The organism is Streptomyces sp. NPDC048650, assembly GCF_043199095.1.
Lineage (GTDB): Bacteria > Actinomycetota > Actinomycetes > Streptomycetales > Streptomycetaceae > Streptomyces.
Map to the genome: position 1 here is coordinate 1,078,051 of NZ_JBICVM010000001.1, position 12,580 is coordinate 1,090,630.

The 12,580-nt window shown below is 71.0% G+C and carries 9 protein-coding genes; 6 read left to right on the forward strand and 3 right to left on the reverse strand.

Going from position 1 to position 12,580, the window contains the following annotated elements; translation table 11 throughout:
* Positions 1 to 59 precede the first annotated feature (59 nt).
* The 3 genes from ACGFML_RS04940 to ACGFML_RS04950 all read right to left on the reverse strand — a co-directional run bounded on the left by ACGFML_RS04940 (position 60) and on the right by ACGFML_RS04950 (position 2,629).
* Positions 60 to 245: a DUF6191 domain-containing protein gene (locus ACGFML_RS04940; protein ID WP_393540018.1), complete on the reverse strand. Its 186-nt coding sequence runs from the start codon at positions 243 to 245 to the stop codon at positions 60 to 62.
* Positions 246 to 331: 86 nt separating this feature from the next.
* Positions 332 to 1,516, reverse strand: coding sequence for a PQQ-dependent sugar dehydrogenase (locus ACGFML_RS04945; RefSeq protein WP_393540019.1), 1,185 nt, complete (start codon positions 1,514 to 1,516; stop codon positions 332 to 334).
* Positions 1,517 to 1,591: 75 nt separating this feature from the next.
* On the reverse strand, positions 1,592 to 2,629 hold the full coding sequence (locus ACGFML_RS04950; RefSeq protein ID WP_393540021.1) for an aldo/keto reductase: 1,038 nt from the start codon (positions 2,627 to 2,629) through the stop codon (positions 1,592 to 1,594).
* Positions 2,630 to 2,719: 90 nt separating this feature from the next.
* On the opposite strand from ACGFML_RS04950, the gene ACGFML_RS04955 reads away from it, so the two are divergent.
* The 6 genes from ACGFML_RS04955 to serA all read left to right on the forward strand — a co-directional run bounded on the left by ACGFML_RS04955 (position 2,720) and on the right by serA (position 12,543).
* A complete protein-coding gene (locus tag ACGFML_RS04955) occupies positions 2,720 to 3,697 on the forward strand; it encodes a 2-hydroxyacid dehydrogenase (protein ID WP_393540023.1) in 978 nt (325 codons plus the stop codon).
* A 291-nt stretch (positions 3,698 to 3,988) separates the two neighbouring features.
* Positions 3,989 to 6,925 (forward strand): putative bifunctional diguanylate cyclase/phosphodiesterase, encoded by a 2,937-nt coding sequence (locus tag ACGFML_RS04960; RefSeq protein WP_393540024.1) that lies wholly within the window; start codon positions 3,989 to 3,991, stop codon positions 6,923 to 6,925.
* A gap of 210 nt (positions 6,926 to 7,135) precedes the next feature.
* On the forward strand, positions 7,136 to 8,995 hold the full coding sequence (locus tag ACGFML_RS04965) for an acetolactate synthase large subunit (RefSeq protein ID WP_393540026.1): 1,860 nt from the start codon (positions 7,136 to 7,138) through the stop codon (positions 8,993 to 8,995).
* Positions 8,996 to 9,036: 41 nt separating this feature from the next.
* Positions 9,037 to 9,561 carry an acetolactate synthase small subunit gene (ilvN, locus tag ACGFML_RS04970; RefSeq protein WP_393540028.1) on the forward strand — a complete coding sequence of 175 codons (525 nt, stop codon included), beginning with the start codon at positions 9,037 to 9,039 and terminating at the stop codon, positions 9,559 to 9,561.
* Positions 9,562 to 9,673: 112 nt separating this feature from the next.
* A complete protein-coding gene (gene ilvC, locus ACGFML_RS04975; protein ID WP_393540031.1) occupies positions 9,674 to 10,672 on the forward strand; it encodes a ketol-acid reductoisomerase in 999 nt (332 codons plus the stop codon).
* Between the two features lie 281 nt (positions 10,673 to 10,953).
* A complete protein-coding gene (gene serA / locus ACGFML_RS04980; RefSeq protein ID WP_393540033.1) occupies positions 10,954 to 12,543 on the forward strand; it encodes a phosphoglycerate dehydrogenase in 1,590 nt (529 codons plus the stop codon).
* Positions 12,544 to 12,580: the final 37 nt, after the last annotated feature.

The following is a 12,580-nucleotide window of genomic DNA, read 5'->3' on the forward strand; positions in this document are numbered from 1 at the left end:
GCCGCGGGGCCCCGGCGGGCGGCGCCCACCGGGGCCCGGATCGGCCCGCGGCGTCCGGTTCAGTCCGCGGCGTCCGGCGCCGGCCGCGGACGCGGCCGGACGACGACGGTCCCGGACGACAGGTCTATCGGGCCCTGCCCGGGATCGCCGTCCCCGACGTCGTCGACGACGAGCGACATCCTCTGCCGCTCCTCGTCGGTGTGCTTGCGGCCGGGCGCGAACAGTTCCTCGGCGACGTTGAACAACGTGCCCCCTCTCGGAAAGCCCCGTCCCCCGGTTCCCGAGTGTAGGCAGGGCAGTCGAAAAAGGGTTCAGTTCGCCCGGACGGGGATCAGCTCACCTTCAGACGGAGAATCCGGTCATCGCCCTTACGGGGCCGCCCCCGCCCGTCGGTGTTGCTGGTGACCAGCCACAACGATCCGTCGCCCGCCGCGACGACGGTCCGCAGTCGCCCGTACTTCTCCGTCAGGTAGGGCTGCGGCGCCGCCACCGGCCGGGTGCCGTTCAGCGGGATCCGCCACAGCCGCTCGCCGCGCAGCGACGCCATCCACACCGAGCCCTTGGCGTACGCGATGCCGCTGGGCGAGGCGTCCGCGGTCCGCCACGCCTCGACCGGGTCCACGAATCCGGCGCGGCCCTCGCCCCCCTTGGCCTTGCCCTCCACCTCCGGCCAGCCGTAGTTCCGGCCCGGCTCGACGAGGTTGAGCTCGTCCCAGGTGTCCTGCCCGAACTCCGAGGCCCACAGCCGCTTGTCGTCGTCCCAGGCGAGGCCCTGCACATTGCGGTGGCCGTAGTCGTAGACCACCGAATCCGCCCGGGGGTTGCCGTGCACCGGTTCGCCGTCCGGCGTCATCCGCAGGATCTTGCCGCCGAGCGAGTCCTTGTCCTGGGCCAGCCCGGTGTCACCGGTCTCGCCGGTGCCGGCGTAGAGCATCTTGTCCGGGCCGAAGGCGATCCGGCCGCCGTTGTGGATCCGGCCCTTGGGGATGCCCCGCAGGATCGTGTCGGGCGCGCCGAGCTGATCGCCCTCGGGGCGCTTCTCGTCGTAGATCAGCCGCGCGATGCGGTTGTCGGACGCGGTGGTGAAATACGCGTACACCTCGTGGTCCGCCCCGAACGTCGGGGACACCGCGATCCCCAGCAGCCCGCCCTCACCGCCGGGGTCCACCCCCGCCACCGAGCCCAGTTCCGTGGTCTTCCCGTCGTCCGCCGCCACCCGGACGATCTTCCCGGTGTCGCGGGAGGCGACGAGCAGATCGCCGCCCGGCAGCACCGCCACGCCCCAGGGCGACTTCAGCCCCGTGGTCAAGGTGGCGACCACCTTCGCCGACCCCTTGGCGGGCGGGGCGGTGGCCGACGGCGTCGCGCGCGGCGACGCGGGCGCGCCGGAGCCCTTGCCCTTGGAGGTGGCGGTGGAACCTCCGCCGCCCCCGGCCGGCGCGCCACCGGAGGAGCACCCCGCCGCCAGAAGCAGCGAGGCGACGGCCAACAGGGCGGTCTGGGAACGGCGTTGCACGGCAGGAGTCCTCTCGTCGGCGGGCGGGACAAGCAGACCACACCGCGGCGGGTGGGACTCCGGGCGGCGCGCCCCTCAGTACCAGGACCCGCGGGCGGGCGGCAGTCCCGCGATCTCCGCCAGGTCCTCCCCACTCAGCACCAGCTCCGCCGCATGGGCGTTCTGGGCCGCCCAGCGTTCCTTCTTGGTGCCCGGTACGGGGACCACATGGCGGCCCTGGGCCAGCACCCAGGCCAGCGCCACCTGCCCGGGCGTCGCGCCGTAGCGGGCGCCGATCCGCCGCAGCCCCGCCACCACCGGCTGGTTGGCCGCCATCATCTCGGCGGTGAAGCGGGGGTGGCGGGCCCGTGCGTCCTCCGGTTCGAAGCCCTGGCCCGGAGTGAGGGTGCCGGTCAGATAGCCGTTGCCCAGTGGCATCGCCGCCAGGAAGCCCACGCCCCGGGACTCGCACCACGGCAGCAGTTCCTCCAGCGCCTCCGGCGACCACACCGAAAGCTCCGCCTGCACGCTGCTGACCGGGAACACCTGCTGGATGCGCTCCAGCTGGCGCAGCGTGCCGTCATGCATCCGTGACGCCGCCCGACGCCCGGCGCCGCCCCGGTGGGCGATTCGGCTCGCACGGGGCGGCCGTACCGCCCGCGCGCCCACCGCACACAGGCCCAGGGACCGCACCTTCCCCATCGCCACCAGCTCCGCCATCGCGCCCCAGGTCTCCTCTATGGGCACCTCCGGGTCGGCCCGGTGGAGCTGGTAGAGATCGATCCGGTCGGTACCCAGGCGGCGCAGCGACGCGTCACAGGCGCGTTTGACGTAGCCGGGGCGCCCGTTGGCGACGATGTGCTGCTCGCCGACCAGCAGGCCGCACTTGGTCGAGACGAAGGCGTCCTGGCGCCGCTGGCGGAGCGCCCGGCCGACCAGCAGCTCGTTGGTGAAGGGGCCGTACATGTCGGCGGTGTCCAGCAGGCTGCAGCCCCGGTCGAGCGCGGCGTGCACGGCGCGCAGCGAACCCTCCCCGCTGCGCTGCGACGCGGTGTACCCCCAGCTCATCGGCATACAGCCCAGTCCGATAGCACCCACTTCGAGGGCCGCCGCACCGATTGTCCTGCGCTCCACCTGGTCGTGCCTCCGTCCCCTCGCCCCCCGATCAAGGGCCTCGACCAAACTAACGTCTGAACCAAACGCCTCTTCGCATAGCCTCTGACCATGGCATCAGCACACCGGCGCACCGGCGCGAGGGACGTCTGGCTCCCCATCCCGCCCGACGAGATCGACGGCCTCCCCGAGGGCTTCCGCTACCGCCACTGGGACGCGGGGCCCAACTGGCCCGCCGACCCGGCCGAGTGCGTCTTCTATGCCGTCCCCTACATGAAGGGCGCCGAGGTCTGCCTGCGCCCGCTGCCGCTGATGCGCCGGGTCGAGGCCGTGCAGACACTGACCGCGGGAATCGAGCACATGCTGCCCGGGCTGTCCTCGATGCCGTCCGGCGTCGAACTGTGCAACGCCCGGGGGCTGCACGACGCCAGTACGGCCGAGCTCGCGCTCACCCTGACGCTGGCGGCACTGCGCGACATCCCCGGGTTCGTCCGCGGCCAGGACGCCGAGGAGTGGCGGGCGGGTTTCCAGCCGGCGCTGGCCGACAGGTCCGTCCTCATTGTGGGCTATGGTTCGATCGGCAGTGCCATCGAAGACCGGCTCACTCCTTTCGAGTGCGCGCGGGTGACGCGCCTCGCACGCACCGCTCGTGACACCGTGCGCGGTCCCGTGCACCCACTCTCCGAACTGTCCGCCCTCCTGCCCGACGCGGACGTCGTCATCCTGGCCACGCCGCTCACCGAAGAGACCCGTGGCCTGGTGGGACGCGATTTCCTGGCCCGGATGAAGGACGGCGCACTCCTGGTGAACGTCGCCCGCGGCGCGATCGTCGACACCGCGGCGCTGCTCGCCGAATCGGCGTCCGGACGGCTGCGCGCGGCACTTGATGTCACCGATCCCGAACCGCTGCCCGCCGGGCATCCGCTGTGGCACGCTCCCGGCGTGCTCATCACTCCACACGTCGGTGGCCCCAGCTCTGCCTTCCTGCCCCGTGCGAAGCGGCTCCTGCGCGACCAGTTGACGCTTTTCGCGGCCGGGGAGCCGCTGCGGAACGTCGTGGCCACCGCCGGCGGAGAGGGTTGCGGGTAGCTGTACGAGGCCGTACGACTGCATGGAGTGTTCACAATTCACAGATAGTCACGCTGCGTAGAGACCCTATGTCCCTGAGTGACCGACTGGTGTATCGTCCGGATTGGGGACGGCGCCGGGGATGTGTGCGGCGCGGTGCGAAGGATCCGGAACTCGAGGGGGGCGACGGGCGATGTACAGCCGATGGGCGAATCGCGAGACGCACGGTCCACGAGCGCCAGAGGGAATAGTGCTGGACCCCCAGGTGCACCGATCGCGATGTGGTCGCGCACGGGCGAGCGGGAGAGTGCGGTGAGCGCCCCGGGGGCGGTGCTCGCCCGACCGCCGGTCCCCGCCGGCGGTCCGCCGAGCGTGGTGCCGCAGATCGCCCTGGCGGTCGTCTGCGGCGGCTATGCCGTCGGCGCCGCGCTCGGCTGGGGGTCGCGCGAAGTCTCGCTGTTCATGGGGGACTTCGGCCTCAGCATCGCCGCCCTGGTGGCGGCCGTCTCCTGCGGACTGTACGCCCGCCGGCACCACAGCCGCTTCCGGCCGGCGTGGATTCTCTTCGCCGCCTCCTCCGGGATGGCCGGCCTCGGCAACGGCGTATGGGGCTGGTACGAAGTCGTACTGCGGGCCCCGGTGCCCAGCCCGTCCCTCGCCGACTTCTGCTTCCTGCTGTTCGCGCCGCCGGCCATCGTCGGCCTGCTGGTGCTCGCCAAGCGGCCGGTCACCAGGGCCGGTTGGGTCTGCCTCGGACTGGACTCCTGGCTGATCGCCGGCTCGCTGCTCACCCTCTCCTGGAGCCTCGCGCTCGCCCACACCACCCACTTCGCCAGCGTCGCCCGGGGCGCGCTGTCGCTGGCCTATCCGCTGCTGGACATCGTGTTGGTGAGCATGGTGCTCGCACTGCACTTCCGGCGCTCGTCGGTGCACCGCTCGGCGATCAACACCGCCATCGCGGCTCTGGCGCTGACGGTCCTGTGCGACGCCCTCTTCAGCTCGCCGATGCTGCGTGACCACTACCGCTCCGGCCAGATCCTGGACGCCGGCTGGTTCGCCGGCTCGATACTCCTCGCGTACGCGCCGTGGGTCGCCCGCCGCACGGCCGGGGCCGACGAAGGCCCCCAGCGCACCGCCGACGACCTCCAGCGCGCAGCGCGCCGCGTCCAGCCGCCCGGCAGCCGCCCCATCGCAGGCTCGCTCGCCGCGCTGACCCCGTATCTCGCCGCCGCCGTCTGCACGCTGGGCATCCTCACCAACGTCCTGGACGGCCGGCGGCTCGACCGTGTGGTGCTCTTCACCGGCTGCACGGTCGTGCTGGCACTGGTCGTCCGTCAGGGCATCATGCTGCTCGACAACATCACGCTCACCCAGGAACTCGCCCAGAAGGAGAACCACTTCCGCTCCCTGGTGCAGGGCTCCAGCGACGTCATCATGATCGCCGCACCGACCGGTGTGCTGCGTTATGTCAGCCCTGCGGCGGCGGGCGTCTACGGCCGCGACGCGGAGGAGCTGGTCGGCTCCGAGCTGGCCTCGCTGATCCATCCCGAGGACCTGGGGCGGGTGGTGCACGAGGTGCGCAGGTTCCTCGCGGCCTCTCCCGACAAGGAACCGACCACCCGCATCGAGTGCCGCTTCCGGGCCGGCGAGCGGCGCTCCGGCGGCGACGGCTGGCTGAACGTCGAGTCCACGGTCAACCGCCATCACGGCGGCCTGATCTTCAACTCGCGGGACGTCACCGAACGGGTCCGCCTCCAGGCCCAGCTCCAGCACAACGCCTCGCACGACGCGCTCACCGACCTGCCCAACCGCGCGCTGTTCACCGAGCGGGTCAGCAAGGCCGTCACCGGCCGCCGCGCCAGCGACCACGACACCGCCGTGCTCTACATCGACCTCGACGGCTTCAAGCAGGTCAACGACACTATCGGGCACCAGGCGGGCGACGAACTCCTGGTGCAGGCCGCCCGCCGGCTCGGCGACTCGGTGCGCTCGGGGGACATAGCGGCGCGGCTCGGCGGCGACGAGTTCGCCGCGCTGATCACCGGCGACGGCACCACCGACCACGCCGCCCGGGAGTTCCGCGTCCATGAGATCGCCGACCGGCTGCGGATCACACTCTCCGAGCCGTACCGCATCGACGGCCGGGACGTCCGCGTCGCGGCCAGCATCGGCGTCGCCTTCGCCGACCCGGGCGTCTCCCCGTCCGCGCTGCTGCGCAACGCCGACATGGCGATGTACCGCGCCAAGCAGGCCGGCAAGGGCCGGGTGGAGATGTACGCCCCGCAGATGCAGGCCGAGGTGGTGCAGCGCGCCGAACTCGCCAGCAAGCTGCGCACCGCGCTGCACGACGGCGAGTTCGCGCTGCTGCACCAGCCGGTGGTGGAGCTGTCCAGCGGCAAGGTCACCGCGGTGGCCGCGCACGCCCGCTGGCGCTCCGCCGAGGGCATTCTGTTCACCCCCGCCGAGTTCCTCCGCGTCGGCGACCGCGGCCGCCGGATGGAGGACGGCGAGCGCGCCGCCGAGCTGAGCCGCTGGCAGCTGGCGGCGGCCGTCGAGCAGGCCGCGGCCCGGCAGTGCGCGGGGCACACGGTGCCGGTCGCCATTCGGCTGACCGCCCGCCGCCTGCTGGCCGGCGACCGCAACGGGCTGTCCCCCCAGGCCGTCGAGGCGCTGCTGACCCGGCACGACCTGCCCGCGGGCGCACTCGTCGTGGAAGTGGCCGAAAGTGACCCCCGCGTCCCGCTGGACGAGCTGGAGCGCCGCCTGGTAGCGCTGCGCCGGGTGGGCGTACGGATCGCCCTGGACGGATTCGGCAGCGGATACGCCGCGATGAGCGCGCTGCGCCGGCTCCCGATCGACGTCCTGCGCCTCGACCGCGGCCTGGTCGACGGCGTGGTGGAGTCGCCCCGCCTGCACAAGATCACCGCCGGGCTGCTGCGGATCGCCGCCGATCTGGGCATGCAGTCCGTCGCCGACGGCGTCGATCTGCCCGAACAGGTCCTGGCACTGCACGCCATGGGGTGCACTCACGGTCAGGGCCTGGCCTTCGCCGGCCCGCTGGACGAACACCGGCTGCGGCGCGCCCTGGAGCGCGGCAGCTACCCGGTGCCCGACCTCACGGCGGAGGGCCGTGCGGTGGTGCTCAGCGGCAGCGGAGTGCCCGCCCGTCGGGGCGGTGCGACGGGTCCGGATTCGCTCGCGCATCCGCCATTGCGCTCAAATAGTGAGACCTCCGTCCCACCCACTTGACACTCGGTGCACGGCGGGGGGAGGGTCAGTGCCATGCGCACCCGAATTCTCGTACTTGGAAAGCGCGTCGGCTGAAAGCTTGGGCCCCTGACGATGCCCAGCGAACCGCTCCGACGCGCTCCCCTCGCTTGCCATTAGGCACGGGGGGTTTTTTGTTGCACAGCTACTCACAAATCCCGTCAAAACCCTCAGCTTCGAGAAGAGACGCAGATGACCGAGCAGGCCTCCGGGGCCCACCATCCGCAGCCGCGGGCCCGTAACGCCGGCGGACCGCAGCAGCCCGCCGCCGTCGAGCACGTCACGGGCGCGCAGTCCCTGATTCGTTCGCTGGAGGAGGTCGGGGCCGACACCGTGTTCGGTATCCCCGGCGGTGCGATCCTTCCCGCGTACGACCCGATGATGGACTCCTCGAAGGTCCGCCACGTCCTGGTCCGTCACGAGCAGGGCGCCGGTCACGCCGCCACGGGATACGCGCAGGCCACCGGCAAGGTCGGCGTGTGCATGGCCACCTCGGGGCCGGGTGCCACCAACCTCGTCACCCCGATCGCCGACGCCCACATGGACTCCGTCCCGCTGGTCGCGATCACCGGTCAGGTCGCCTCCAAGGCGATCGGCACGGACGCCTTCCAGGAGGCGGACATCTGCGGCATCACGATGCCGATCACCAAGCACAACTTCCTGGTCACCGACCCGGCCGAGATCCCCCGGACGATCGCCGAGGCGTTCCACATCGCCTCCACCGGCCGCCCCGGCCCGGTCCTGGTCGACATCGCCAAGGACGCCCTCCAGGCACGGACCGTCTTCAGCTGGCCGCCGCACACGGAGCTGCCCGGCTACCGCCCGGTGACCAAGCCGCACGCCAAGCAGATCCGCGAGGCCGCCCGGCTGATCGTCGAGTCCAAGCGCCCGGTCCTCTACGTCGGCGGCGGCGTGCTCAAGGCCGGCGCCACCGCCGAGCTCAAGGTGCTCGCCGAGCTGACCGGAGCGCCGGTCACCACCACCCTGATGGCGCTCGGTTCCTTCCCCGACAGCCACCCGCAGCACGTCGGCATGCCGGGCATGCACGGCGCCGTCACCGCGGTCACCGCGTTGCAGAAGTCCGACCTGCTGATCACCCTCGGCGCCCGTTTCGACGACCGCGTCACCGGCAAGCTGGACTCCTTCGCGCCGTACGCCAAGGTCGTGCACGCCGACATCGACCCGGCGGAGATCGGCAAGAACCGTGTCGCGGACGTGCCGATCGTCGGCGACGCCCGCGAGGTCATCGCCGACCTCGTCGTCGCCGTCCAGGCCGAGCACGACGCCGGCCACAAGGGCGACTACAGCGCCTGGTGGAAGGACCTCAACCGCTGGCGCGAGACCTACCCGCTGGGCTACGACCTGCCGGAGGACGGCAGTCTCTCCCCGCAGCAGGTCATCCAGCGGATCGGCGAACTGGCCCCCGACGACACCATCTACGCGGCGGGCGTCGGCCAGCACCAGATGTGGGCCGCCCACTTCATCAACTACGAGCGGCCCGCCACCTGGCTGAACTCCGGTGGCGCCGGGACGATGGGCTACGCGGTCCCCGCCGCGATGGGCGCCAAGGCCGGGCAGCCCGACCGCGCGGTCTGGGCGATCGACGGCGACGGCTGCTTCCAGATGACCAATCAGGAGCTGGTCACCTGCGCGCTGAACAACATCCCGATCAAGGTCGCGATCATCAACAACGGCGCGCTGGGCATGGTCCGCCAGTGGCAGACCCTGTTCTACAACCAGCGCTACTCCAACACCGTGCTGCACAGCGGCCCGGAGGCGGACGGCAAGCAGCCGAGCGCCGGCACCCGGGTCCCGGACTTCGTGAAGCTGTCCGAAGCGATGGGCTGTGTCGCGATGCGCTGCGAGGACCCGGCCGAGCTGGACGCGGTCATCGCCAAGGCCAATGCCATCAACGACCGCCCGGTGGTGATCGACTTCATCGTCCACGAGGACGCCCAGGTGTGGCCGATGGTCGCCGCCGGCACCTCCAACGACGAGGTCATGGCCGCCCGGGGCGTGCGTCCCGACTTCGGCGACAACGAAGACGACTGAACCCAGGACGTCACGGACGCACGGAAGAAGAGAGAAGACGAATGTCCAAGCACACGCTCTCCGTCCTGGTGGAGAACACCCCCGGCATCCTGGCCCGGATCGCCGCCCTGTTCTCCCGCCGCGGCTTCAACATCGACTCCCTCGCGGTCGGTGTCACCGAGCACCCCGACATCTCCCGCATCACCATCGTGGTCAGCGTCGAGTCGCTGCCGCTGGAGCAGGTCACCAAGCAGCTCAACAAGCTCGTCAACGTCCTGAAGATCGTCGAGCTGGAGCCGGGTGCGGCCATCCAGCGCGAGCTGGTCCTGGTCAAGGTCCGCGCCGACAACGAGACCCGCTCGCAGATCGTCGAGATCGTCCAGCTCTTCCGCGCCAAGACGGTGGACGTCTCCCCGGACGCGGTCACGATCGAGGCCACCGGATCCAGCGACAAGCTGGAGGCGATGCTCAAGATGCTGGAGCCGTTCGGCATCAAGGAACTGGTGCAGTCCGGCACCATCGCCATAGGCCGTGGCGCCCGGTCCATCACGGACCGCTCGCTGCGCGCACTGGACCGTACGGCCTGACGCCCCCGGTCCGGCGTCGTCCGCCAGGACCGTATGGCGAGACCCCGCAACCTTCCCCACCCCGCCCGACGTACTGTGTGGGCACCCCGCTAGATCCAAGGAGATACCCGAAGTGGCCGAGCTTTTCTACGACGACGATGCCGACCTGTCCATCATCCAGAACCGCAAGGTCGCGGTCATCGGGTACGGAAGCCAGGGCCACGCCCACGCGCTCTCCCTGCGCGACTCCGGCGTCGACGTGCGGGTCGGTCTGCACGAGGGCTCGAAGTCCAAGGCCAAGGCCGAGGAGCAGGGCCTGCGTGTGGTGACGCCCGCCGAGGCGGCCGAAGAGGCCGACGTCATCATGATCCTCATCCCGGACCCGATCCAGGCCAAGGTCTACGAGGAGTCCGTCAAGGACCACCTCAAGGACGGCGACGCGCTGTTCTTCGCCCACGGCTTCAACGTCCGCTTCGGCTTCATCAAGGTCCCGGCCGGCGTGGACGTCGCCCTGGTCGCCCCCAAGGGCCCGGGCCACCTGGTGCGCCGTCAGTACGAAGAGGGCCGCGGCGTCCCGGCGATCGCCGCCGTCGAGCAGGACGCCTCCGGCAACGCGTTCGCCCTGGCGCTCTCGTACGCCAAGGCCATCGGCGGCACCCGTGCGGGTGTCATCAAGACCACCTTCACCGAGGAGACCGAGACCGACCTGTTCGGTGAGCAGGCCGTCCTGTGCGGTGGCGCCTCGGCGCTGGTCAAGGCCGGTTTCGAGACTCTGGTCGAGGCGGGCTACCAGCCCGAGATCGCGTACTTCGAGTGCCTCCACGAGCTCAAGCTGATCGTGGACCTGATGTACGAGGGCGGCCTGGAGAAGATGCGCTGGTCGGTCTCCGAGACCGCCGAGTGGGGCGACTACGTCACCGGCCCGCGCGTCGTCACCGACGCCACCAAGGCCGAGATGAAGAAGGTCCTCGGCGAGATCCAGGACGGCACCTTCGCCAACAACTGGATGGCGGAGTACAACGCCGGTCTGCCGAAGTACAACGAGTACAAGAAGGCGGACGAGGGCCACCTGCTGGAGACCACCGGCAAGAAGCTGCGCAAGCTGATGAGCTGGGTCGACGACGAGGCGTGAGTCCGCGGGACAGGGGGTCGCGGCGCAGTTCGCGGCCCCCTCGTCCGTACCCGCCGCGGCCCGTTCGGGAAGAGCGCGCCGCCGCATTGTCCACCGCGTAGAACCCCGCACGGGTGATCCTTCCGCTTCGGCGCAGGCCGCGTCCCCACGCGCCACTACACTCGAACCAACAAGCGCGTCAGGCTCACAACGTCGTGCGTCTTCCACGCGGCTTTCCCCCTTCACCGCCTTCGGCCGTCGGGACGGCCGTCCGCGAAGGACTAGTGAGGACTGAAGACCACGTGAGCTCGAAACCCGTCGTACTGATCGCCGAAGAGCTGTCGCCCGCCACCGTCGATGCCCTCGGGCCCGACTTCGAGATCCGGCACTGCAACGGCGCTGACCGCGCCGAGCTGCTGCCCGCGATCGCCGACGTCGACGCCGTCCTCGTGCGCAGCGCGACGAAGGTCGACGCCGAGGCCATCGCCGCCGCCAAGAAGCTGAAGGTCGTCGCCCGCGCGGGCGTGGGCCTGGACAACGTCGACGTCTCCGCCGCCACCAAGGCCGGCGTGATGGTCGTCAACGCCCCGACCTCCAACATCGTCACCGCCGCCGAGCTCGCCTGCGGTCTGCTGGTCGCCACGGCCCGCAACATCCCGCAGGCCAACACCGCCCTGAAGAACGGCGAGTGGAAGCGCAGCAAGTACACCGGCGTCGAGCTGAGCGAGAAGACCCTCGGCGTCGTCGGCCTCGGCCGCATCGGTGTCCTGGTCGCCCAGCGGATGTCGGCCTTCGGGATGAAGGTCGTCGCCTACGACCCCTACGTCCAGCCGGCCCGCGCCGCGCAGATGGGCGTCAAGCTCCTCACCCTCGACGAGCTGCTGGAGGTCGCGGACTTCATCACCGTCCACCTCCCCAAGACGCCCGAGACGGTCGGTCTGATCGGCGACGAGGCGCTGCACAAGGTCAAGCCGTCGGTCCGGATCGTCAACGCCGCGCGCGGCGGAATCGTCGACGAGGCCGCGCTGGCCAGCGCGCTCAAGGAGGGCCGGGTCGCCGGCGCGGGCCTGGACGTCTACACCACCGAGCCCTGCACGGACTCGCCGCTCTTCGAGTTCGACCAGGTCGTCGCGACCCCGCACCTCGGCGCCTCGACGGGTGAGGCCCAGGAGAAGGCCGGTATCTCGGTCGCCAAGTCGGTGCGCCTGGCGCTCGCCGGTGAGCTGGTGCCGGACGCGGTCAACGTCCAGGGCGGTGTGATCGCCGAGGACGTCAAGCCGGGGCTGCCGCTGGCCGAGCGGCTGGGCCGGATCTTCACCGCGCTGGCCGGCGAGGTCGCCATGCGCCTCGACGTCGAGGTGTACGGCGAGATCACCCAGCACGACGTGAAGGTGCTCGAACTCTCCGCGCTCAAGGGTGTGTTCGAGGACGTCGTGGACGAGACGGTGTCGTACGTCAACGCCCCGCTGTTCGCGCAGGAGCGCGGCGTCGAGGTGCGGCTGACGACCAGCAGCGAGTCGCCCGAGCACCGCAACGTCGTGACGGTGCGCGGCACGCTCGCGGGCGGCGACGAGGTGTCGATCTCCGGCACGCTCGCCGGGCACAAGAACATCCAGAAGGTCGTCGCCGTCGGGGAGCACTCCATCGACCTGGCGCTCGCCGACCACATGGCGTTCCTGCGCTACAGCGACCGCCCCGGTGTCGTGGGCACCGTCGGCAAGATCCTGGGCGAGGCGGGCATCAACATCGGCAACATGCAGGTCTCGCGGGCCGATGTCGGCGGCGAGGCGCTGGTCGCGCTGACCGTCGACGACACGATTCCGGCCGCTGTGCTCAGCGAGATCGCGGAGGAGATCGGCGCAACCTCGGTGCGTGCCGTCAACCTCGGCTGATCCACGAGTCTTCGCAGGTCATTGGGCCCGGGCCCCG